This is a genomic window from Daejeonella sp. JGW-45 (assembly GCF_029360805.1).
Classification (GTDB): domain Bacteria; phylum Bacteroidota; class Bacteroidia; order Sphingobacteriales; family Sphingobacteriaceae; genus Daejeonella.
The window spans coordinates 492,376-516,321 of sequence record NZ_JARKNC010000010.1 but is presented as its reverse complement, the minus strand read 5'-3'; the positions used below and the strand labels follow the sequence as shown (position 1 = coordinate 516,321).

The following is a 23,946-nucleotide window of genomic DNA, read 5'->3' as shown; positions in this document are numbered from 1 at the left end:
AATATGAATTTAATCAGGCTTGCTTTAAGAAAACCTATCATGATCATGGTAGGCATTATCGCTATAGCATATTTTTCTTTTTCGGCTATCACCAAGATCAATGTTGATATTTTTCCCAAAGTGGAACTTCCGGTAATTTACATAGCTATGCCTTACGGCGGATTATCACCCGCTTCTATGGATGGATTTATGGCCAACGAGTTTCAGAAGGTACTAATCTTTGTGAGCGGGGTTAAAGGGATCGATTTTAAAAGCATTCAGGGGTTTACCCTGATGAAGCTCACTTTTTACCCGGGCACCGATATGGCCCAGGCCTCGGCAGAAGTATCCACCCAGGTATCCAGAGCCATGGGCTTTCTGCCTCCGGGAGCAGTTCCCCCTCAGGTAGTGAGGTTTGACGGCAGCTCACTTCCTATCGGGCAACTGGTATTTGAAAGTCCTCAGCGTTCCATAACGGAATTGCAGACACTGGCCCTGACCAAGATCCGCCCCATGTTTGTCAACATTGAGGGTGTAACTGCTCCGGCGCCTTTTGGCGGAAACATCAGGACCATCGTGGTGAAAGTAAACCCGGAACTGATGCAATCATACGGCCTTTCTGCCGAAGAAGTAACAACCGCTATTGCAAAGAATAACTTTCCGTCCCCGGCAGGTAACATCCGTATCGGAGATCAGAACCTGATGAGCCCGGTTAACTCGATGGCAAGTGGTCCGGAAGAGTTCCTGAATATACCCATCAGAAAAGGAAGTGGAACAACAGTGTTTGTACGGGATATAGGAATCGTTGAAGATGCTGCAGACGGTACAACAGGCTATGCGATCATTAACGGAAAAAGGTCCGTTTATCTTCCGGTTATTAAGAAGGCTGATGCATCCACCCTGAAAGTCGTGGATAACCTGAAAACAGCTATTCCCATGTTGAAAGCAGCATTGCCAGAAGACGTGGATGTCAAGTATGTTTTTGATCAATCCGGTTATATTTCCCGTTCGCTGGAAAACTTAATTCATGAAGGCATACTGGGAGCCTTGCTTACAGGCCTGATGATTTTTTTGTTTCTCGGTGATTTCAGGGGATCTGTCATTGTGGTATTGACCATCCCGATTGCTATTCTTTCAGCAGTTATCATGCTTTACATGTTCGGGCAAACCATTAATGTAATGACCTTGAGTGGCTTAGCACTGGCGATTGGAATTTTGGTAGATGAAGCGACAGTAACCATTGAAAACATCCATCAGCACTTTGAAATGGAGAAACCCAAGCAAAGGGTTATAATGGATGCCCTCCTGGAAATTTCGGTTCCGAAGTTATTGATCCTGCTATGTATCCTGGCCGTTTTAATTCCCTCATTTATGATGGACGGAATCCCAAGAGATATGTTTATGCCCCTTTCTATGGCAGTAGCCTTTGCCATGATCGCCTCTTTTATTATTTCCCAGACGTTCGTACCTATTATGGCTAACTGGCTGATGAAACCTGAATTGTTTCAGCACCACAAGATCAGCCTTCATAGAAAGAAACTCACTTTATTTGAACGATTTAAAAGGAGATACCTCCTGTTAATCAGGCATACCGGGAAGAAAAAAGGAATGGTCATACTTGGGTACTCGGCAGCAGTGATCCTTTTAGTAGGGTCAGGCATATTTTTTATCGGCACAGATATTATGCCTGCCAGTAACAGCGGTGATATACAGTTACGCATTGCTGCTCCGGAGGGTAGCAGGATAGAAAAAACAGAAAGCTACCTGAAAAAGGTAACCGCTTTAATTGAAAATCAGCTACCGGACGAGGCCATAAAGATCAGTTCTGCATTTGTGGGTCTTCAGCCCTCAGCAACTGCTATAAATCCCATCTTTCTATTTACCAGCGCTTCACATGAAGCCGTGCTTCAATTATCTATAGATCAGGAAATTTATGATCAGCCGATTGAAATTCTCAAAGAAAATATACGCCGGGAGATTAAAAAGAACCTCCCTGAACTGCAGATAAACTTTGAACCCATGGAACTGGTGGAAAAAGTGATGAGCCAGGGGGCGATGACTCCCCTGCAAGTCAAAGTAGCAGCCGGACAGTTGAAAGGGGCTAACGGCTTTGCAGGTAAAATCAAAGTTGAAATGGAGAAGATCGCGGTCCTGCGGGATATAAGGATCGCTGAACCTGTGAATTACCCCAGCGTTCAGATCAATATTAACCGTGAACTTGCAGGGCAGTTCGGTTTGGATATGGAGGATGTTACGAAAGCGCTGACTATGGCGACTTCGTCAACCAGGTTTACTAATAAGAATTTGTGGGCTGACCCAAAATCAGGATTGGTATTCCAGGTCCAGGTTCAGATCCCCGAATCGGATATGCAGTCACTCGAGAAGTTAAGGTCTTTACCGCTAAAGGCAGGGGAACCAACACCCGTGCTGGAAGACGTTGCTACTTTAAGTATAGTAAAGCAGCCAGCACAGGTGAACCGGCAGGGCCCAAACAGGTATGTAACGATTCTGGCAAATGTTCATCAATCGGATCTGGGAACCGCATCAAAAGCGGCTAAAAAAGCTATCCAGAGTTTAGGAGAGCCGCCAAGAGGCCTAATCATACAGACAGAAGGTCTGATGAAATTAATGGACGATACCCTATCCGGATTGCAAACAGGTTTACTGGTGGCTATAGTAGTTATTTTTCTGATGCTTGCAGCATATTACCAGTCTTTTGCAGTATCAGGACTGATATTAACTGTTGTGCCTGCCGTGGTTGGAGGCAGTCTTTTGATGTTACTCGCATTTGGGAGCACCTTAAATCTGCAATCATACATGGGTATTATCATGTCTGTGGGCGTATCTGTATCGAACGCAGTATTAATGGTTAACCAGGCAGAAATGAACAGGGTCAAGCACGGGATGGAATCCCCTTTAGCAGCGTTTATAGCCGCTTCATCCCGGTTAAGGCCTATCATTATGACTACGCTGGCTATGATTGCCGGGATGGTTCCTATGGCATCAGGTATGGGCGAGGGAGGTGAGCAGGTTGCTCCGCTTGGACAAGCAGTTATAGGAGGATTGCTATTCTCAACAATTACGGTGCTGTTAATTCTCCCCCATTTATTTACGATCATAAGAAGTAAGGCAAGTCGTAACAGTCCGTCATTGGACCCGGATGATCCTGAAAACAGCATTCAACAACAACTCAAGCTTATACATCAATAATTAATCATATGAAATTTCAAAAAAAGAGCACGATATCGTTTGCTTTGCTGAGTTTAACAGTACTTGCATTATTCTCCGGCTGTTCTGAAAACAGTGGGAAAACGACCATTGAAAAAGATGTTTCCGTCGTTAAAAGTTTGGAAATCATACATCCGCAGAAGGACAGGCCAGTATACACACTCAGTTTACCTGGAGAACTGAAGCCCTACGAAGAGGTTACTATCTATCCTAAAATAAAAGGGTTTGTAAAGGAAGTCTATGCTGACCGGGGAACCTATGTTAAAAAGGGCCAGTTACTGGCAATTCTGGAAGCGCCGGAGGTTTCGCAAAAGTATTATTCAGAAAAATCTGCCGAACAAAAATTTAAAGAAGAATATAACTACAGCCGCCAGTCATTTGACAGGTTAAGGCAGGCATCAAAAAGAAGCGGTGCAGTAGCCTCAATCGAGTTAGAAAGAGCGTCGAGTAAGGTTAAAAGCGATAGTGCGGCTTACCGGGCAGCTGTGGCTAATACCAGCGTGTCCGGACAACTGAATAAATACCTTAGAATTACAGCCCCATTTGATGGTATTGTAATAGAAAGGAATATTTCAAAGGGGGCATTGGTCGGTGAGAATATGGGGGTGCCGCTTTTCTCAATAGCGCAGAATAGCAAATTAAGGTTGTTGGTAGCTATTCCGGAAAAACACGCCCCTTCTGTAAATGATATTACAAAGGCGTCTTTTAGTGTAGCTGGTCTACCTGGAAAGGTTTTTCAAACCACGATAGCCAGAACTTCAAGCGTGCTGCGACAGTCTTCCCGATCGATGATAGTGGAATTTGATGTCAGTAATCACCCGGATTTAAATGGTGGGGAATATGCGCAGGTGAAATTAAAATTGCAGCGTCCGGATAGTACCTATTGGGTTCCTGCTTCCAGTGTGGTAAATACCCAGGCAGGTGTTTTTGCAGTACGATCAAATGATGGAATTATAGAAAGAGTTCCGGTAATAATTGGTGGAAGAAACAAGGATAAAATAGAAATCTTTGGAGACTTACATACCACTGACAATATCATAAAAATAGGATCAGAGGAGTTGACAGAAGGCAGTAGAGTAACTATTAGAAAATAAACCATGGAAAAATTAAATCAAATCAATCATTCTCAAGCAAATAGTATTATGGAAAACAATAAAAAGTGGCTAACCAGGTCAAATATAACAACAGCTATTATGGTGGTGTTTATAGGTGCTTTGTTGATAAGCCCTCAATTTAAAGGAGCCATCATTCAGGGCTTAATGAAAATAGGATTGTTTCAGCCGTCCGTACCTGAGCAAGATGCTCAGTCAGCTTCCCCGATAGGATCTTCAACCGAAGCCATTGAGGAGATGGTCTTCAAGGATGAAAACGGGAAGACCATCACTCTTTCCGATCTGAAAGGAAAAGCGGTATTCGTGAATTTCTGGGCAACCTGGTGTCCTCCATGTATTGCCGAAATGCCTTCTATCAATAAATTAAGTCAGAAGTTTAAAGATAAGTCTAATGTGGTTTTTCTAATGGTAGATATGGATGCAGATATGAAAAAGTCGCAAAAATTCATGCAGAAAAACGGATATGATCTCAATGTTTATGCACCAGCAAGCCAAATCTCTCCGGCTTATTTTGCAGGGGCATTACCCACTACATTACTATTTGATAAATCAGGTAAGCTTGTTTTTAAACATGAGGGTGGGGCGGATTACGGTAATGCGGAATTTAAAAAGTTTTTAGAAGCCACCAGCTTGAAAAAAGAATAATAAATAGGAAAGACCTGTTTTTCTGGTGTAAAGCAGGTCTTTTTACATTCTTGCAGCTTATGCATTAAAGTATTCCATCTAAGGAATATTTTAATCTTTAAATAACTAATTTAGTGTCCGGGAGCAGTTCTTTAACGGGAAAATGTCTGGCCACGGCAAATGCAATACTCACCGCCGGGTACAGATGAGCACCTGAAATATTTCCGAGGGTATAGATCATCGTCGTAACTATTAAGCCGAACGTGATAGCCACACCAACATGGGTAATTACACCACCAGTCTCCTGATTGATTATAATAGCACCTGTACCGCAAAATGCAATGCCAAATGTCCTAATTCTTCTGCATGGTATTTTTTGCATAATGGCGGATTACTTGTTCATGCGCTTCAATTCCCTTTTTTATTTTCCTCCGTAAATCGCCTTATAAAACAAGAGGGGACTAAAGCCCCCTCCTGAAATTTACGCTACTTCTTACAGCAATCTGGAACTTCCTTTAAAGGACACTCCGGGGTGCCTTTCAAGGGGCATACGTTATTTTTTGGGGTAAACGCATAAAATGCAGTACCCATAGATAATAAGCCAGCAATAGCCAGCATTTTAATTTTATTCGTCATTTTTTTATTTTTAAAGCATAACATAGTTAAAATTCATAAGTAGGTGGCGGCTATACTTTTGGAGGTTGCCAGTGTTTAGTTGAAAAGGCAGAAATATACGCAATGTGCATATAGGGATATCTCTTAATTAAAGGTAATTTGAATCCCTGGAACAGTATAACCTGTACTATTAATATGGGTGTGGTACTACAGATTTGAAAAGGATTACAATAATCCGTATTGCAATTCTGCTTTTCCTTAGAATCTGTCTTTGAACATTTTTTAAAGCGTACCTCTTTAGAGCAACACTTTTCTTTCGCTAACGCATAAAATGGATGTGCCATAGCAGTAGCCAAAGCTAAAAGCGAAATGAATAATAAAAATTTTGCTTTAGTTGTTCTCACTAAGTAAAAATAACGAATTTATGCAGAAGTTCTAATCTCCATATACTTAAGAAGTACTTTAGTTTTTAGTACCAGGTTTCTGCTCAATGTTTTTCCATATTAAAAGCCCTTTTTGTTTCAAGATTAAATCAGCTTCTTGTCAGAGGGAGATTGACTTTTATTCGCTTGCTATTATCTACAAGATAATTTTTGACTCCTATTCCCTCTGTCCGATCCCTGCATCCGCAAAGTGCGCTCTTGACACCCCTGCTCCAGATGACAATAGGACTCCATTTACAACGACTGCTGGAAGAGTTTTAATTTCATAATCTCCAACTTTACTAAGACAAATCTTGCTTTCACAAGGATCAGACAGGTTATAAACCGTTACCTCACATTCTGAGCAAGCCATATCATTTACTAACTGCACCACAGGGTCACAAACCGGGCATCCGGCTGTGAATACTTCAATTGATCTTTTCTGATTTTCCATATGTTGATTATCATTAATGAAATAAAGATCTATGGCACAATGGGTGGTCTCCTAAATTTATTTCTGATTATTTTCCTTTAGTTTTATCAGCCGGTTACTGATATCAGATATTTCTTTCATTTTAGAAGTTATATCATCTAACTTAAGCGTAGGGAACTGTTCCTTTAGAAATTCTATTTTTTGTGCATCCGGACAATTTCCGGGACAACTATTCATCACATCTACCAGCTTTAAAGCAAGGCTTTTTCTAAAGACCTCATCGAGAACAAGATAATGTGCTTTTTGTAAACCTTGATCCGCTGCTTTAAATTGAATAAGGATATCATCAGGATCCCGGTCGTCATTTACCATTCTTACTATTCCTTCAATCTGGCCTTTTATCGAATTTAACCTGGAAATAAGATCGCCTGTTAAGTCTTTTGATAACATTATAATAGATTTTTTTTCAAAGGTAAACGAGCGTTTGGGTGGTATCCAAAAAAATATATTAGTTACGATTTTTTTGGGAAACGGGATATGCATTGTGGTTCATAAGCAACTGCATTTTAGGCATCAACGTGAATAATAACCTCGCATCGGCGGGCATTTAACCATGCCCGATGCCCTAATTATTAAAACTTTTTTTTATTATGGGAAGAATTCGGCGTTTGGAAATTGACAGTGAATTAAGTTATAGGCATTATCAATATTTCCTGCTCTGTCAATATTAATGTGCCACAGTGCTTCATGTTCATTTTGCTGAATCTCATCATGAAAGACAAGTATAGCCCCGGAAATTTCCTGTAATGAGATAAATAGTCCAGCTATTAGCCACACCATTTGTGAATTACGTAAATTTTCGTTTCATTTCGCTTCTTTATACGAGTAGAAGATGAAATTACCGCGTGATTCCCTAACATAACACATTAATTTAATCAATTCTCAATCTGAATTTCTAAAATCTTATTAGTTTCTTTTCTCTTGGTTATTATCTTTCTTAAGTTAAATCCGTCTAACATAGTTGTCAATAATTTTTAAATCAGAACAAATACCATTATGATTTGTCTGTTCTTAAGACGATGTGAATAATCATAAAATCATATATGTCTTTAAGCCTTCCTTTAAGCTGTTAATCAATTCTAATTATTAATTATGAAAACGAACACTTTAATTATTGGTATCCTCACACTAACACTTAGTTTTTCAGCATGTCAAAATAATGCTTCTAAGACTGAAACAGATCATTCTTCGATGGATAGCAGTGACATGGGATCAATGTCGATGAGTTCCGGGATGAAATCTGGAATGGACAAAATGATGACTGATATGCATCAAATGGAAATGACAGGGAATATCGACAATGATTTTGCGATGATGATGAAAAGCCATCATCAGGCCGCAGTTGATATGGCTCAGGCAGAGCTTGAGTCCGGGAAAGATGAGGGTTTAAAGAAAATGGCTCAAAATATTATTAGTGCTCAGAAATCAGAAATTAATGAGCTCCAATCTTTCCTTGAGAATTATAAAAATCCTGAAAAGAACTATGATCCTGCCATGAAAGAAAAGGGATTTGCCAAAGTCATGGACCAGAACATGACCATGATGATGGATATGCCTGAAATGGAGGAGAATGTTACAACCGACAAGCACTTTGTGCAGATGATGATTCCTCACCATCAGGGTGCTATCATGATGGCGGAAGGATTTATACAATTTGGAAAAGATCCGGGACTTATTGCAATGGCTAAAAAAATAATAGCAGATCAGAAAATGGATATTGAGCAGTTTAAAAAATGGAGCGAATAACAATTAACAATCTTAAATCAGTAAAATTATGTCACACCAGAAATTTCAGGACTGTATTGACGCATGTGTAGCATGTGCAGTATCTTGTAGCCACTGCGCTACTGAATGTTTAAAAGAAGAAGATGTTAAAATGATGACCCGGTGCATTCAGCTGGATCTGGAATGTGCTGCACTATGCCGCGCGGCAGCGGAAGTCATGAGTTTGGGAAGTGAATACAGTGCCCATCTGTGCAGGATATGCGCAGACGCTTGTAATGCCTGTGCTGAAGAATGCGAAAAACATGCTGAAATGGGTATGGACCACTGCAGGGAATGCGCTGAAGTGTGTCGTGCATGTGCGGCTACGTGTGAACAAATGGCAACAGCTGTATAGACTGTTCGAACAATATGACCAGCAGGCAATTTATGTCTGCTGGTCATATTGTTGTACTCTAAGATGGGTTATAACAGATTGATTTTAAAGTATTTCGCTTTAGTATATTTAAGTTGAAAGAAATCGCTTAAATTAAAGTAATGAAGGATTTAAACCCTGCCATTTTCATTTTACCAGTTACAGCATTGATCCTGGCAGGAGTATGCTATTGGTTTTTCTTGAAGAAAGCTTCAAATAAGCGGAATTATAAATTTCTGATTGTTATCATATTTATCCTGGCCTTTATTCTTAATCTTGCCTGGGAGTTATTGCAGGGCCCTTTATACTCGGGTTTTACTTATAATGCAGAGCACATGTCTTTTTGTGCACTGGCATCAATAGCGGATGCTATTATGGTTGTTCTCCTATATTTTGCTTTAACGCTGATCTATAAAAATGTCTTTTGGATTCGCGAATTAACAGTTAAACGGATTCTTTTGATTATGCTGATTGGTGGGATAGGCGCGGTACTTGCTGAGGCTAGACACGTACAGGCAGGAAGCTGGATTTATAACGACTCTATGCCCATCATACCATATACTAACGTTGGTCTCTCTCCAATTCTGCAGTTTATAATTTTACCGGGTTTGATTTACTTTTTAAGTGGGTATCTTTTAAAAGTTAGGGATAGTAATGGTAAGCGCGCTATGAAATTCTGATCATTGAATTGAGTAACACTCAATCATTGAATTATCGAACATAATATTACACTTACAACGGTTTTCAGTTCTTGAACTCCTTTCCAGAAACGTATTGTTCTGCGGAAGCGAGATTGTAATAAAGGATTGTTATAAGAGTTCAATGCGTAATTTTTTGATGAGCAGTCGTAATGGAACGGTGTGGATTATGATGAGTTTTATTATGATCTCCATTTGAAGGATGATTTATTGGGATAGCATGATGATAGTTTTTGTCGTGATGTACATACAAAGAATCATGATGATGATACAGCTTCTCGTAATGTTTTGCCTTGTGCTTGGCGTGATGAACCAAAGAATCGTGGTAAACGTTCATTTGAGTTATAGCAATACTCATCTCAGTGGCCGCTTTTAGACTTTCTATTTTGTTAGTGGGTGTGGAGGGCTCGGAAAAATCTTCGGACTTTTTGCTGCAGCTTAAGATTAATATTACTGACACTATCATTAAAAGGTGTAATAATCTTTCGTATTTCATAGCATTCTGATTTAGATTATCATCGAATCAATAGCAATTTAATTAATTGATCTCAGATTCCAGCCTATTCCTCTAAATATAATAATTGCCTTCGGGAAAAACGTTTGAAACATAAGTTCAAAGGTTACGATTAGAATTCAGCCAGTTTTGGGTTGAAGCGGATATATACCCTAAAGAGTCGGCTCAAGCCCGCATAGGTACGCTGATTAAAGTATCTGTTGTTAGCGGCGCTTATTTATTATCCAGTTAGTGTATCCTGAAAAAGGGAATTAACCCCATGGCTGGGCATGATATGAGTAAGATGTAAGTTGCTTCTGAAAAAACTGGGCGCGATATGATGAGATTAGCATTTCATATTATGCTTTTTACTTCCATTTCCACAACAAAAAACCAGAGATGGAAAGTACAGGTCCGGAAATTCCAACCACGCAGAAGAAGATTTTTATCCATAAGTTTCCAAATTCAATAAAATGAATACCTCTCACCAGGCTTGATAATGATCTGGTTATCTCCAATGCACTGACTTCCCCGGAGACCGGATTCACACTTACCGTATTGTAAAACTTACTGTATAGGATAGCTTCATCAGTCACTCTCCCAGCAATGATGATGGGACTTCCTGTTAGAGTTGGAAATCTAATATATGAAGGATTGAAATCGGGTTGCTTCACCTGCAGCTCTTTTAAAATCTGATCAACCGAAATGTCTATTTTCGGAGTATCTGGAAATGATGTAATTGCAGATTTTTTGTTTAGTCCGCTCTTTACAATTTCAAAACTGATAACAGTTCCAGTTAAAACAATTAGCAAATTAAAAACTAAAGCCCAAACTCCGACATATCGGTGAAGAGATGAAGCAAGTGATCTTTTTCTCTTTTTGAGAAACCTCGTTTTAAACGTTAAAATATTAAGCAAAGCCTTTCGATAAACTATAAGCCCGGTTATCAGGGAAAGGATAAAAGTTAACCCAACCAAAAGGATAATGGATTCGCCAATTATGCCGGAATGTAATGAGTAATGTAATTTTAAGATCCAATACACCTTACTGTCTTTCTGATCCAACACTTTTGTTATATTTCCTTGTGAGGGATGGACAAAAATGATCAATCGGGCGTCAGGCCTTCGTAGTTGGAAAATCAGCGTATGAGTTGGGTTGGATGAAAAGTGCTGAAGCCGGATATCCCAGCCGGGGAATTTTTCGATTACGGTTTTTAGGGCATTATCAATACTTACCGCCTGGTTGTTTGGAACTGTCCATTCCTTGCGGTACTCTAGCGCTTCAAGTTCTTCATGAAAAACAAGAATGGATCCGGTTACACCCATTAGCAGGATAAAAAGTCCGGCGACAAGCCCGCTCCATTTATGAAACTGATAAACCTTTTTAGCGCTCATAGAGAAAAGCGCCCTTGCGGGGGCGCTTAAATAATTGTTCGTGTTTAAAATTGAGCAGCCAATCCCAGGGTAAAGCTCAAACCACGGCCTTTTACGTAGTATTGGTCGAGGCTGGGCCAAAGTGACCGGGCAGGGAAATAGTCTGCATTCAAAAGATTCTCAATCCCTAATTTAAGAGTAGTTGATTTAGTCGTTTGATATGAGGAAGAAAGGTTTATAATTTCATAAGCATCAACCTTGCCTTCGTAAGTTTTATAAACTCCGGTAGCATTTGGTGCAAATCGTTCCCGTGAACCTGAAGCGATAAAGTCTGTTCGGATGTTCCATCGGGATCCCGGGGAATACCTCAGATAGGTGGTGTATTTAGGAGGAGTGATCCGCTCACCGCCCAGGTAGGTATCCGCTGCATCATTATACTGATCATTATTATCGCCATCACGTTTGCCTTCAACAAAGCTGTAGCTTGCGCCGAAAGTAATGTTTTTAGAGGCAATGACATCCGCGGCCAGCTCAAATCCATGGACCCGTTCCGGCTGCCGGGTAATAACGTAAAAACCATTTTGTTCGATAAAGCTGGAACCCAGTTCCGATTTGCTGATATAAGCCGAGGCCTCAAAGCGAAAAGCCTTGAATTCGCTTGCGAAGCCAGCTTCATAATTATTGATAATAACCGGTTCAGTTTGGATCTTGGCAATATCGTTTACTCTTGCGCCTCTTAACAGAAGCCCAAGATCTGCAACAGAAAAACCCTGCGAAAAATTCACATAAGGCTTAAAAAATTCAAATTTATTAAATCTCAATCCGCTGTTGAATACCAGGTTATTGTAATTAATATCTCCTCCTTTTACATTTACGCTGGTTCCAAATGTTTTGGTCTGTGCATTGTACGGTTTTAAGGTCGAATAATCTTCAACCCCTATATTCATGCTCTCGTAGCGTAAACCCCCATTGATCACAAAATCGTTGAACAGGGTTGCCTGCAATTGCATAAAAGGAGCTTTACTTAACATGTCCATTTTCGGAACCCAGGTTCTTCCATCCAGGAGGGGCTGAGAAGTCACATCGTTTAATACATCTAATCCATAGGTTACATCCGCAGCCAGGTTGCGTTTGGAGACCAATGGAGTATTAAAATCTGCCCGGATACCCTTTTTAGAAGACTGGATAGTCGATTGTCCGCCGTTTTCGAAATTAGTGCTGTAAAAAAATAAGGTATTGAAATCCTGAACATAGGTATTTACAGAGAGGCTGGTCCGGCCGGGCAAATTATTATTGCTGTAATTTAACAAAGCATTGTGGTTCCAGCGGGTACCCGGGGGATCGCCCGGTGTGGTACCTTCAATTGCCAACGTTTTTCTTCCGTTCCTTTGACTCCCCATAATTTCTTTAAGGTTAGTTTCTTCCAGGCTGCTAAAAAAATTATAGCTCAATTGTAAGCGTTGATTGGCGTTGATTTGATAACCCAGTTTGCTAAATGCATTATATATCTTGTTATTACTCAAGCCATAAGTGGGACCGACAATGTCTCCATCAGAATCTTTAACTTTCCCGGTCTGCTCATAACTTCCGCTAACTGTGTAATCAAACTGCCCTGTTCTACCAAATACTGATTGGTTCAGGCGCCCCCCAATAGTGCCATTGGGATTAACCAGAGATCCCGTGGAAGCAATTTCAGTTTTAAATCCTACTTTTTGAGTAAGATTTTTATTGCTATTGGTGATATAGTTAATGATCCCACCCGCAGCTCCGTTGCCGTAGATTGAATTCGCGCCTTTGATTACTTCGATGCGTTCGATAACACTGGGGTCGATGGTTCGCATATCAACAGAACCGTTTCTTAAAGGGGTAGATTGGGATACACCATCAACCAGGATCAGAACCTGTCTTCCCCTTAAGTTTTGCCCCCAGTTACTGCTGGATCCGGACGACATTCCCAAACCAGGAACGGCGGCAGCAAGAATATCGCTGGCATTATTGCTTATAGTTTGAAGTTCCCGAATAGCCTGGGTATTCACTACGGTAACGGCGGAGGTAAAATCTTCCTTAAGTTGTTCCCTTTTTCGTGAGGTTATGATGATCTCATTTAAAAATGATTCCCGGCTTGACGCCAATGTCAGATCCAGGGACTTTATTTCTCCATCTGTAAGTATGATCGTCTCTTCTTTTGCCTGAAAACCTACACTGGAAACGCTTAATTTATAAGTGCCTGCTTTTAAGCCACTGATACTAAACTCGCCCCTGAAGTTCGTTAAGAACGTTTGATTAGTATTCAATTTGACCGTGGCCGCATTAACGGGAGAGCCGCTCGGGTCTTTTACAACACCGATGATAGATGAGGTCTGCCCATGTACAAATTCAAGGGTGCAGAAAAATGCGAGTGCCAGTATATATTTCTTCATTTTCTCTAAGTTTGAGGCAAACCTAATGCTTATTTATAATAAGTCCAAATAAAAACAATAGAAGAGGCGTCTGACTCATTTTTATCCTGATTTGTGTTATAAACAAGTAAAAAGCCTTTTACTTACAGTTAGCGGAAAATCATTTGGAATGGGCTGTTAGCCCCAATGTTACGATTCGATGGATGAAAAAATAAACTCAATTGATGATTTAAGAAATATGAAAACAATGCCGGTTTTCCAGTTTCAAGATGTAAAACCTGCTCATGGACAAACCTGCTCAAATAAGCTAAGCAAACAATTTTCATATAATGCTATTATTAAGTAAGTTTGAATTGTATTTACTGTTTTTAATGAAACCCAAGTATTCAACATTACTTATTATTTTCACTTTAATATGTTTCGTCATGTCCTTCCTGGAGGTCAATACAGAACATATCAGTAATACTTTTGGCGATGAATATGATACGTATGTACAATCGGATAATTCTACACATCATCCGGCTATAAAAATAGTTCAGGACATTATTCCTGCTGATTTTACACTACCTGCTTCAATATTTTCTCCACAGCTCACATTAACAGGACACCTGCTGGCCTTTCAAATAACAGCACCGCCTGATCAAATACCCTGTAAAAGGTTTATTTTGAATTGCGTATTTCTAATTTAAGATTTTCTTCCGGCAGCTACATGCAGCTACTTAGTTCAACTGTTAGTTGAACACATAAGGCTATTCTCATCCCTGGAATCAGTCTGCTTTCTTCATTTCTGACATTCAGTTACATATCAATATGTTTGATAAGATCATTCATTTCTCCATCAATAATAAACTTGTTATTGGTTTTTTTACGCTTGGAATTATTGTATGGGGGGCTTATTCTCTGAGTAATCTACCCATAGATGCCCAGCCTGACATTACCAATAACCAGGTTCAGATCTTCACGCTATCGCCAAACCTGGGTGCTATTGAAGTGGAGCAATTCATCACTTCACCTATAGAATTATCGATGGGAAACATTCCCAGGGTCGTAGAAAGGCGATCCCTTTCCCGTTCGGGCTTATCAGCTATTACGCTGGTTTTTGATGATGATGTAGATATCTATTGGGCGCGTCAGCAGATCGCTGAACGAATCTCCGAAGTGGATATACCCCAGGAGCTGGGCAAGCCGGAAATGGCCCCGGTATCTACCGGTATGGGAGAAATTTATCAGTACACCCTTCATACCAAACCCGGTTATGAAAAGAAATATAGCTTGACCGATCTGCGTACTATTCAGGACTGGATTGTCCGTGCACAGTTAGCAGGAACTCCGGGTATTGCAGAAATCAATGCCTGGGGAGGTTTTGTTAAGCAATATGAAGTTGCTGTGGACAATGAACGTCTGAACGCCGCTGGAGTAAGTATGCCTGAGATTTTTGCTGCTCTTCAATCTAATAATGAAAGTTCTGGTGGCTCTTATATCGAAAGCAAGGACAATGCGCTGTTTATTCGTGGCTTGGGACAGGTAAAATCATTGTCAGATATTGAAAATATAGTGATTAAGAATATAGGGGGCATCCCTGTGCTGGTTAAAAATGTAGCCATCGTCCGATTTGGAAATGCACCCCGATATGGGGCTATCACCCGTAACGCTTCCGGCGAAGTGGTGGCAGGTCTTACTCTGATGTTAAAAGGAGAGAATTTTAATGAGGTGATCAGGGAAGTGAAATCCAGAGTAGCCCTTATTCAAAAGTCATTACCTGAAGGGGTAGTGATCGAACCTTTTATTGACCGTACCGATCTGGTAGGTAGGGCTATCCATACCGTTAAGAAAAACCTGATAGAAGGTGCCCTTATCGTCATTTTTGTCCTGGTGCTTTTGCTGGGCAACTGGCGGGCAGGCTTAGTAGTAGCTTCGGTTATCCCCTTGGCTATGTTGTTTGCGTTTTCAATGATGCGCTTGTTTGGCGTCTCAGGGAACCTAATGAGCCTGGGAGCGATTGATTTTGGGCTGATCGTAGATGGAGCGGTAATCATTGTAGAAAGCGTTGTCCACAGGATCACCATGAAGGGACGGGATCATTCTGAAACTTCAAAGCTATCGCAGCAGCAAATGGACAACGAAGTACAGAAAAGTGCCAGCATGTTAATGAAATCAGCTGCTTTCGGACAGATGATCATACTGATCGTTTACCTCCCATTATTAACACTGATAGGTATTGAAGGCAAAATGTTCAAGCCTATGGCACAAACAGTGGTTTTTGCCATCGTGGGTGCGTTTATTCTATCATTAACCTATGTACCCATGATCAGTTCGCTGTTACTGAGCAGAAAGACAGAACACAAGCGAAATTTTTCAGACCGTATCATGAGTGCATTGGAGCGCATCTACTTGCCTGCCCTGAATGGAGCATTGAAGATTAAAGGTATTGTAATCGCATCTGCTATCGGCTTATTTGTTATTAGCCTATGGATTTTTAGCACCCTTGGTGGAGAATTTATTCCAACATTGGAAGAAGGTGATTTTGCACTGGAGGTGCGCCTGATCAGAGGGACATCCTTAACCAAGAGTGTCGAAACGTTTACTCAGATGGAAAAAGTATTGAAAAAAGAAATCCCGGAGATTAAGGAGATCGTCTCCAAAATCGGATCGGCTGAAATCCCCTCTGATCCCATGCCCATTGAGGGCGGAGACGTCATGCTCGCCATGAAGCCAAAAGATCAGTGGGTGAGTGCAAAAACGAAGGAAGAAATGATCGAAAAGATCCAAACTGTACTCGCCGTGTTCCCTGGCCTTGAAGTTGAAGTTTCCCAGCCTATGCAAATGCGTTTCAATGAATTGATTTCCGGCATAAAGCAGGATGTGGCCATTAAGATATTCGGGGATGATCTGGATGTGTTAAGCGCACAAGCAAACCAGGTAGCGGCACTGATCTCCAACGTAAACGGAGTTGATCATCCCAAAGTAGAGAAAGTAACGGGGCTGCCCCAGATATTTGTGGAATATAACCGGCCTAAAATTGCCCAATATGGCCTGAACATCTCGGATGTAAATACCCTCCTTCGTACTGCCTATGCGGGTAATGTAGCCGGAACCGTCTATGAAGGCGAAAAGCGCTTTGACCTGGTGGTACGGCTTCAAAAGAATGACCGGCAGGATGTTTCAGCGATAGAGAACTTATATATCCCATTACCTAACGGCGCCAAATTACCACTTGGTGAGGTAGCCACTGTGCAGGTGACAGAAGCGCCCGAACAGATATCCAGGGAGAACGGCAAACGGCGAATCTATATCGGATTCAATGTACAGGGAAGAGATATTGAAAGTGTGGTGGGTGAGATACAGGAAGTTTTGAATACCCGGTTGAAGTTGCCTGCGGGATACTATATTATGTACGGGGGGCAGTTCGAAAATCTCAATGCAGCAAAGAAACGTTTATCGGTAGCAGTTCCGGTCGCCCTCTTACTTATCCTCACCCTGTTATATTTCACGTTCAGTTCTGTAAAACAGGCCTTACTTATATTTACTGCAATTCCACTATCGGCTATCGGCGGCGTGCTCGCCCTTTGGATCAGGGGAATGCCTTTTAGCATTTCAGCCGGGATCGGCTTTATAGCCTTGTTCGGTGTGGCCGTATTGAACGGGATCGTACTGATCAGTTACTTTAATCAACTGGAAGAAGAAGGCGTAACTGATGTGGACGAACGGATCCAAACAGGTGCACGGATACGTTTAAGGCCGGTTATTATGACGGCCTCAGTCGCTTCACTGGGATTTTTGCCGATGGCCATTTCTACTGGAGCAGGGATATCTCACTACCAAAAGCAACTTGGTCTATGTCACCCAGGAATATGAACGGCAAAAAAGGTTGAACGACCAAAATGCGGGTACAGGTAAGGTCTTTCAGCAGGCCCAGGCTACTTATCTATCCGAACAGGCCAGGTTAAGTTCCTTAGCTAAACAATTGCAGCAGATCCATATCAACGCAGCCAGGTTAGACAAAGGTTCGATTAAAACACAGATTCCAGTGTTATCGCCTATCTACGGGCAGGTAGCCCACATACTGATCACTCTTGGGTCATCTGCTGACCTCAATAAATCATTGATGGAAATCATTGATAATACAGCTATCTACTGCGATCTGAAAATATTTGAAAAGGATGCTCCCCTTATCAGGTCAGGGCAGAACGTATCCTATGGCTTATCCGGTCAGGAGAGGTATGTATATACAGGTACAATACGATCTGTTAATTCCACTTACGAAACAGAAAACCGGGTGGTAATTGCACATGCCAGCATAAATAATGAGGTGGGTAGCCGCTTAATTGCAGGAACCTATGTTACAGCCTCTATCCAGGTGGGAAACAAATCGGTAAGTGCAGTCCCGGCAGATGCCATTGTGAATACTGAAGGAAAAGATTTTATCTACCAGATACTTTCTAATTATCAAACGGATCCTGATTCGAAGGCATTGGAAATGAAATTCAGGCGCGTGGAAGTTATTATCGGCTTATCGGATATGGGATATGTGGAAATAAAGCTTTTAAAACCCTTGCCTGATGATGCAAAAATTGTAGTTAAAGGGGCCCGATATGTATTGGCCCAAAGTCAGGCAGGGCAGTCTGAAGATGACGAGTAAAGATAACCAGCATATACCGGTTAAAACACTATACTAATGAGATAAAAATGAAAATATCCCTGATACAAAAAATGAAAGAGAAGGTCAAGCAAATGAAACAGGATGTGCTTGCCCTTTACTATGCTTATCGTAACCCGGATACTCCCTGGACGGCTAAAGTGCTTATTGGAATAACTATCGGCTATTTACTTAGCCCGATAGACCTAATCCCTGATTTTATCCCCGTTTTAGGTTTGCTGGATGATCTGGTTATAGTCCCGTTGCTTATTGTAGCATCTATCCGGTTAATACCAGCTCATGTTTGGTCAGCAAGCAAACTCACGGCAGAACAGTTTCCAATTATTTTAGATAAAAAGAATTGGCGTTTTGCTGCTTTTATTGTGGTCATCTGGTTATTGATAATTTATTTTTTTTATACAGTGATTTCTAATCTTAAGATTTATGGAAAAAAATAAACGGCTGAATTTAGTGGCTAATTTTTTTCGATTAATCATTCTAGTTGCTTTCCTGGCATTAATTACCCTTGGAATTTTTGACTAATATAATTTCTGTTTAACATGATAACTATTGGAAAAAAACGCGCCCTTCATATCATTATTCTGATTGTTGCAGGCTTCTTGTTATTAACAGCGTTTATTACCTTTTTCCCATCCTCATGGATTGACCTCGAACTTTCTGAGGAAGTACAGGAGGAACACAATCCCATACTTGATATTATTATGAAAGCCATTAGCTGGTTCGGCCAAACATGGATATCGATAGCTATGGTCGTTTCTACATCCGCAACACTTCTCCTGCTGAGATTCAAGCGAGAAGCGTTTTACTGTTTATTAACTCTTTTAATGGGACTTATTACTTATGGTATTAAAATTTCTGTCAACAGAATTCGGCCAACAGAAAATCTTGTCAGGGTGATTGAAAAAGCCAAATACCAGAGCTTTCCAAGTGGGCATGTCGGTTTTTACATCGCTTTCTTTGGATTAATGGCCTTCTTTGTTTACTATGGAAAATGGTTTACAAGAACCTTTCGGATAATGGCTATTGGCATATGCTTGAGCTTAATATTTTCAATACCTTTTTCTAGAATCTACTTAGGAGCACATTGGTTCACTGATGTTTTAGGAGGGTTTATGACTGGCTCTATCTATCTAAGCATTTTAGTTGCTTCATATTTAGGTAAAATTCAATCGGATAGAAAGATCCAAAAACAAAATAGGTGAATGATTACAAATACTAATTGATTAAAACTTTTAAACATGAAAATCATTTTAATATCCGTATTAATAGGAACTTCTCTACAGTGTTATTCAGCTGATAAGGATTCTCTATTTATAAACCCAGATACCACCCTGGTAAAAATAGTAAAAACCGCACCCACTAATTTTACAAATAGCAAGCTGCTTAATTATGCAATACCGGCGGTCTGTATAGGGTATGGTTTTTTCTCACTTGATAATGACTTTCTTGAAATAACAGACCGAGCAATTAATACGGATATGAGAGAAGATCATCCTAATTTTAAAACTAATATTGACGATAAACTTCAATATGCTCCAATGTTAGCGGTATATGGATTAAACTTATTAGGAGTAAAAAGCAAAAATAATTTTATAGACAAAACAGCCATCTACCTTATTTCTAATACCCTTATGGGTATGTCAGTAGATTTTCTTAAAACAAAAACGCATAAGATAAGACCGAATGGGTCGGGCCGTGCATTTCCTTCAGGGCATACCGCTACGGCATTTGTAGCTGCAGAATTTATTCGGCAAGAGTTTAAAGATGTTTCGCCCTGGTATGGCTTTGCGGGCTATACCGTTGCTTCTGCAACAGGTACTTTGAGAATGTTAAAAAATGCTCATTGGTTCAGTGATGTTGTAACAGGAGCTGGAATTGGTATACTAACAACCAGATTAACCTATCTCGCATACCCCTTGTTAAAAAAAGGCATTCAAAAAAATACAAATCTAAATTTAATGATTACGCCAACGATGTATCAAGGTAAGCCCGGAATATACGCTGTACTTCCCCTATAAAAACCACTAAAGTAGAGCCATCAGATTAACTATTAATTTTTACAACAATGACTGTACTGGGATCTATAGTAACGAAGGTAAGCGGGACCGTTCGAAGGATTTTTCAATCCGAATTGCCTGACAATCTCTTCTTCCACAATATTAATCACACTGAAGATGTTGTTAACGCCGCAATTGAAATTGGAAGCGCAATTAATCTATCGGAAGAAGAGTCAGAAATGGCTCAGATCGCTTCGTGGTTCCACGATGTGGGCTATTGCTACAAATATTATGGGCACGAAGACCTAAGTATTGAAATTGCTGAGAGATCACTTAGGCAATTTAATTATCCCGAAGGTAAATTACAGAAGATACTCTCTTGTATTGCATCAACAAAGAGGATACAAGTTCCACTCAATTTGATCGATCAGGTAATATTCGATGCCGATTTTTATCACTTTTCAGTGCGAGACTACCGATTGTACGAACAGCGACTGAGACTGGAGTTTCAATACGTTTTGGGCAAGACATTTACCGATAATGAATGGCTTGATGCAAACTGTAAATTAATGACAGAACATCAATATTTTACAAATTATGGTCAAATGGTTTTACAGCCAAATAAAGATCGGAATATACAGGATTTAAAATGCAATGGGTAGCTGCTAATAAAGTACCCATAGTTTCTTGTGTTCTGCAACTTAGGACTAAATTATAGAAAGGAGAAAAGCGACACGATCTCGCTGAAGTAATATGACAACACTATGGAACCCGAAACTTTTGCATAAAGGGTAACTACTAATAAATTCATGATCTTGCTTAATAGGCCTTTCTTAACCTGTCCGCCAATTCCACAGGTAAAGGGCTATTTTCTATTGCATTTGCCGCCTTCTCTATATCATATTCAAAACGTATAAACGCGACTTGGATACCCGACGTGATTTTAGTAAAACTATTTTTGTTAATGGTAATTAACACATAGCATCCCAAAGGATTTCCATCTTTGGGTTTGCCGACAGAACCAATATTAACAACCTGTTTAATGGCCCCTTGCCTTTCTATGATTCTGTGATAAGGCTTATGAGAATGGCCAACACATAATATATCCGCACCAGCTTCCGCCATTAGTTCCAATACATAATCTTCATTAGTATCTTCCAACACATATTCGTCAACACTTCGAGGACTGCCGTGAGTAAAAAGGATTCCAAGCTTTTCATCACCCAACTGATATTCCAGTTTTATGTGAGTTGGAAGAGCAGTTAGGTATTCCCTGTTTTTCTCGGTAATGAGATGATAAGCGTAATTTTTTCCGGATAAATTTAGTTGATCAATATCTATGGGTGCCAGATTTTTAACCTTTAAATCATGATTTCCGGCAAGGGTTGCGATTCCTCTTCTTTGTACTTCGGCAATTACTTCATTAGGCCAAACGTTATATCCAACCAAATCTCCTAAGCAATAAACTACGTCGGGTTTACGCCTATCAAGATCAGCCAAAAAAGCTTCAAAAGCAGGCAAATTAGCATGAATATCTGAAAAGAGTGCTATTCTCATTTAATACTAATTGAGTCGCTTGTTAAATATTTCCATAAAGGTATAGCTGTAGCAGCACCCAGAGTGGTAGCGGCGAAATACACCCATAAATACTCCATATGACCTGACACGATTGCCGGGGCAAAGGAACGGGCAGGATTCATCGAGGCGCCGGAGACAGGACCCGCAAACATTGCTTCAAGCAGTACTGTTGAACCTATAGCGAGTCCCGCAAACATTCCCTGCTCCTTACTTCCAGTGGCAACATTAATTATTACTAGCATTAAAAAGAATGTTAATATGAATTCAAGCACAAATGACTGCATGGCAGATCCTTGAGGCAGGGTGGCGCCTAACAACTCATTCGCAGGAAATAGGAACCTTAATACAAGGCTTGCAAGAAGGCCGCCTATAAATTGACTAATAAGGTAAGGTAGTAATTGCTTAACAGGAAAACGTCTTGCAATGCTGAACGCTATACTGACTGCCGGATTAAGATGTGCACCGGAAATATTTCCTAGCGTATAAATCATGGCCATTACGATCAAACCAAAAGTAATGGATATTCCAACATGACTAACCGAGCCATTCATTTCCTGGTTAATAATGATGGCACCTGTGCCACAGAAAACTATAGCAAATGTGCCTATTAGTTCTGCCACGTATTTTTTCATTCCCAGGTTCATTTAGGATAAATGAGTTCTTACAAAGTCATGTGAATAGGTCTTAATCAGATCCCTAACCCTCCTGAATTCATCCATAATCTCATCCTCAGAGCCTTTGGCTTTTGCCGGATCAGGAAAATTCTGATGAAACCGTTCCACTTTTCCCGGAAAGTATGGGCATGCTTCATTAGCATTATCACACACCGTGATTACGTAATCGAAAGCAATGCTGACATATTCGTCAACATTATTTGAGGTATGGTGAGAGATATCAATGTGATCTTCAGCCATGATCTGGATAGCTCTCGGGTTTACGCCATGAGTTTCAATTCCGGCACTATAAATTTCAGCGGTATTTTCCGCAAAATATCTTAGGTATCCTTCGGCCATCTGACTTCTGCAACTGTTTCCTGTGCAGAGCACTAATACTTTTTTCATTTTTATATTCAATATTGTCCAACAATTTTGCTTCTGCGTTCCATTAGAACTGTATCTCTCCAAACCCCATCCATCTTTCCGATCTTTTCCCGATAACCTATTTTTCTGAATCCATGCTTTTCATGAAGTGCGATGCTGGCTAAGTTCTCTGGAAATATACCTGATTGAAGCGTCCAGATGTTTTGCTCCTCACTTTCAATTATTAGTTTTTGCAATAAAGCCGCACCAATACCTTTGCCCCGAAAATCTTCATGGATATACACACTCACTTCGCTCACTCCCGCATATACACATCGTCCTGAAACAGGAGTTAATGCAGCCCATCCGGCAATTACTCCTTCAATCAAGGTTACATATCGAAGCTTCGCTAGATGGCTCTTATCCCACTCCTCCCAGGTAGATGCTTCCGTTTGGAACGTAGCTTGCTTTGTGGCAATTCCCTGGAGATAGATATCTTTTACTCCTTCCCAGTGTGTGTGTAACAGCTCAGCAATTTCCATAATGACTAGTTAGCAACATCCTGAACCCGGTGTACAACAATCGGCCACCACAGCCAGAGTCTTCAATTCAACTTTAGGTTTTTCTGTGGTGGAGCAACATTCGTCACCTTTTTCATCTGTCCCGCAACTTCCGCCACGCTCAATAGCCTTACACTGTGTAAAGTCAGGTTGTAGGTCGACGATAAGATTTTCGCCAACAACCTGTATGTTACCCGGATACATTTGCCGAGTATCAAACTGGGAGTTTCCAAACTCGATCTTTACAATACCTGAGCCATCAAGTGGCAGCTTCTTTTCTACTATCTCAATGATGGATAGAGCTTTTCTAACCTTCATAGCACGTTCCTGCTGTTTCTCAGAAGGCTCCCATAGCTGCACGATAATCTCAGTCCAGTTATTCATTACACCACCGCAGTCAACTGAAACGATGGGCGCTTGTTTTATCTCCGTAATGTGATAGGAGGCATCTACCCATTTATTCTCTGCATATTGAAACTGTAAATCCAGGCTTGGATTTTGAAGCAACGCATCCTTGAAATGTTGCCAGTTTAATGTTTGTGTAGTATCCATAGTTTATCGC

The 23,946-nt window shown here is 40.6% G+C and carries 22 protein-coding genes and 1 pseudogene; 11 read left to right on the top strand and 12 right to left on the bottom strand.

Annotated elements, in window-relative coordinates:
* Nucleotides 1-3: 3 nt before the first annotated feature.
* Genes P2W76_RS15885 through P2W76_RS15875 form a run of 3 tightly spaced genes read left to right on the top strand, consistent with a single transcriptional unit; the run spans nt 4 to nt 4,964 of the window.
* Nucleotides 4-3,189 (top strand): efflux RND transporter permease subunit, encoded by a 3,186-nt coding sequence (locus P2W76_RS15885; RefSeq protein WP_276348880.1) that lies wholly within the window; start codon nt 4-6, stop codon nt 3,187-3,189.
* A gap of 8 nt (nt 3,190-3,197) precedes the next feature.
* Nucleotides 3,198-4,301, top strand: a complete 1,104-nt coding sequence (locus P2W76_RS15880; RefSeq protein WP_276348879.1) for an efflux RND transporter periplasmic adaptor subunit — start codon at nt 3,198-3,200, stop codon at nt 4,299-4,301.
* A gap of 3 nt (nt 4,302-4,304) precedes the next feature.
* Nucleotides 4,305-4,964 (top strand): TlpA disulfide reductase family protein, encoded by a 660-nt coding sequence (locus P2W76_RS15875; protein ID WP_276348878.1) that lies wholly within the window; start codon nt 4,305-4,307, stop codon nt 4,962-4,964.
* 97 nt (nt 4,965-5,061) lie between these two features.
* Here the strand turns inward: P2W76_RS15875 and P2W76_RS15870 are convergent, their stop codons facing one another.
* The 4 genes from P2W76_RS15870 to P2W76_RS15855 form a co-directional block, all read right to left on the bottom strand.
* Nucleotides 5,062-5,325 (bottom strand): aquaporin, encoded by a 264-nt coding sequence (locus P2W76_RS15870; RefSeq protein WP_276348877.1) that lies wholly within the window; start codon nt 5,323-5,325, stop codon nt 5,062-5,064.
* A gap of 104 nt (nt 5,326-5,429) precedes the next feature.
* Complete coding sequence (locus P2W76_RS15865; protein ID WP_276348876.1) at nt 5,430-5,579, bottom strand: hypothetical protein; 150 nt, start codon at nt 5,577-5,579, stop codon at nt 5,430-5,432.
* 579 nt (nt 5,580-6,158) lie between these two features.
* The gene (locus P2W76_RS15860) at nt 6,159-6,434 is read right to left on the bottom strand and encodes a thioredoxin family protein (RefSeq protein WP_276348875.1); all 276 of its coding nucleotides are present in this window, start codon (nt 6,432-6,434) and stop codon (nt 6,159-6,161) included.
* Nucleotides 6,435-6,491: 57 nt separating this feature from the next.
* Nucleotides 6,492-6,863: a metal-sensitive transcriptional regulator gene (locus tag P2W76_RS15855; RefSeq protein ID WP_276348874.1), complete on the bottom strand. Its 372-nt coding sequence runs from the start codon at nt 6,861-6,863 to the stop codon at nt 6,492-6,494.
* Nucleotides 6,864-7,565: 702 nt separating this feature from the next.
* Between P2W76_RS15855 and P2W76_RS15850 the strand changes: the two genes are divergently transcribed.
* Together P2W76_RS15850 and P2W76_RS15845 are read left to right on the top strand one after the other, a co-directional pair.
* Nucleotides 7,566-8,219, top strand: coding sequence for a DUF305 domain-containing protein (locus P2W76_RS15850; protein WP_276348873.1), 654 nt, complete (start codon nt 7,566-7,568; stop codon nt 8,217-8,219).
* A gap of 513 nt (nt 8,220-8,732) precedes the next feature.
* The gene (locus P2W76_RS15845) at nt 8,733-9,290 is read left to right on the top strand and encodes a hypothetical protein (RefSeq protein WP_276348872.1); all 558 of its coding nucleotides are present in this window, start codon (nt 8,733-8,735) and stop codon (nt 9,288-9,290) included.
* A gap of 139 nt (nt 9,291-9,429) precedes the next feature.
* Here P2W76_RS15845 and P2W76_RS15840 read toward each other — a convergent pair whose 3' ends face one another.
* The 3 genes from P2W76_RS15840 to P2W76_RS15830 form a co-directional block, all read right to left on the bottom strand.
* Nucleotides 9,430-9,804, bottom strand: a complete 375-nt coding sequence (locus P2W76_RS15840; RefSeq protein ID WP_276348871.1) for a hypothetical protein — start codon at nt 9,802-9,804, stop codon at nt 9,430-9,432.
* A gap of 365 nt (nt 9,805-10,169) precedes the next feature.
* Nucleotides 10,170-11,195 (bottom strand): PepSY-associated TM helix domain-containing protein, encoded by a 1,026-nt coding sequence (locus P2W76_RS15835; RefSeq protein WP_276348870.1) that lies wholly within the window; start codon nt 11,193-11,195, stop codon nt 10,170-10,172.
* Nucleotides 11,196-11,239: 44 nt separating this feature from the next.
* On the bottom strand, nt 11,240-13,594 hold the full coding sequence (locus P2W76_RS15830) for a TonB-dependent receptor (RefSeq protein ID WP_276348869.1): 2,355 nt from the start codon (nt 13,592-13,594) through the stop codon (nt 11,240-11,242).
* Between the two features lie 789 nt (nt 13,595-14,383).
* Here P2W76_RS15830 and P2W76_RS15825 point away from each other — a divergent pair.
* The 6 genes and pseudogenes from P2W76_RS15825 to P2W76_RS15800 all read left to right on the top strand — a co-directional run bounded on the left by P2W76_RS15825 (nt 14,384) and on the right by P2W76_RS15800 (nt 20,889).
* Nucleotides 14,384-17,428: a CusA/CzcA family heavy metal efflux RND transporter gene (locus P2W76_RS15825; RefSeq protein ID WP_276348868.1), complete on the top strand. Its 3,045-nt coding sequence runs from the start codon at nt 14,384-14,386 to the stop codon at nt 17,426-17,428.
* A gap of 13 nt (nt 17,429-17,441) precedes the next feature.
* The gene (locus P2W76_RS15820; protein WP_276348867.1) at nt 17,442-18,212 is read left to right on the top strand and encodes an efflux RND transporter periplasmic adaptor subunit; all 771 of its coding nucleotides are present in this window, start codon (nt 17,442-17,444) and stop codon (nt 18,210-18,212) included.
* Between the two features lie 86 nt (nt 18,213-18,298).
* Nucleotides 18,299-18,505: pseudogene (locus P2W76_RS15815) on the top strand (YkvA family protein); the annotation flags it as partial.
* 264 nt (nt 18,506-18,769) lie between these two features.
* Entirely contained in the window at nt 18,770-19,432 is a 663-nt protein-coding gene (locus P2W76_RS15810; RefSeq protein WP_276348866.1) for a phosphatase PAP2 family protein, read from the top strand.
* Between the two features lie 36 nt (nt 19,433-19,468).
* Entirely contained in the window at nt 19,469-20,248 is a 780-nt protein-coding gene (locus P2W76_RS15805; protein ID WP_276348865.1) for a phosphatase PAP2 family protein, read from the top strand.
* 47 nt (nt 20,249-20,295) lie between these two features.
* Complete coding sequence (locus P2W76_RS15800) at nt 20,296-20,889, top strand: HD domain-containing protein (RefSeq protein WP_276348864.1); 594 nt, start codon at nt 20,296-20,298, stop codon at nt 20,887-20,889.
* Between the two features lie 157 nt (nt 20,890-21,046).
* Here P2W76_RS15800 and P2W76_RS15795 read toward each other — a convergent pair whose 3' ends face one another.
* Genes P2W76_RS15795 through P2W76_RS15775 form a run of 5 tightly spaced genes read right to left on the bottom strand, consistent with a single transcriptional unit; the run spans nt 21,047 to nt 23,936 of the window.
* Nucleotides 21,047-21,784, bottom strand: coding sequence for a metallophosphoesterase family protein (locus tag P2W76_RS15795; RefSeq protein WP_276348863.1), 738 nt, complete (start codon nt 21,782-21,784; stop codon nt 21,047-21,049).
* A complete protein-coding gene (locus P2W76_RS15790) occupies nt 21,781-22,437 on the bottom strand; it encodes an aquaporin (RefSeq protein ID WP_276348862.1) in 657 nt (218 codons plus the stop codon). The genes P2W76_RS15795 and P2W76_RS15790 overlap by 4 nt, the downstream gene beginning before the upstream one ends.
* Before the next feature lie 12 nt (nt 22,438-22,449).
* Nucleotides 22,450-22,866 (bottom strand): arsenate reductase ArsC, encoded by a 417-nt coding sequence (locus P2W76_RS15785; protein ID WP_276348861.1) that lies wholly within the window; start codon nt 22,864-22,866, stop codon nt 22,450-22,452.
* 8 nt (nt 22,867-22,874) lie between these two features.
* Nucleotides 22,875-23,366 carry a GNAT family N-acetyltransferase gene (locus P2W76_RS15780; protein WP_276348860.1) on the bottom strand — a complete coding sequence of 164 codons (492 nt, stop codon included), beginning with the start codon at nt 23,364-23,366 and terminating at the stop codon, nt 22,875-22,877.
* 9 nt (nt 23,367-23,375) lie between these two features.
* Nucleotides 23,376-23,936: a DUF6428 family protein gene (locus P2W76_RS15775; protein WP_276348859.1), complete on the bottom strand. Its 561-nt coding sequence runs from the start codon at nt 23,934-23,936 to the stop codon at nt 23,376-23,378.
* Nucleotides 23,937-23,946 lie beyond the last annotated feature (10 nt).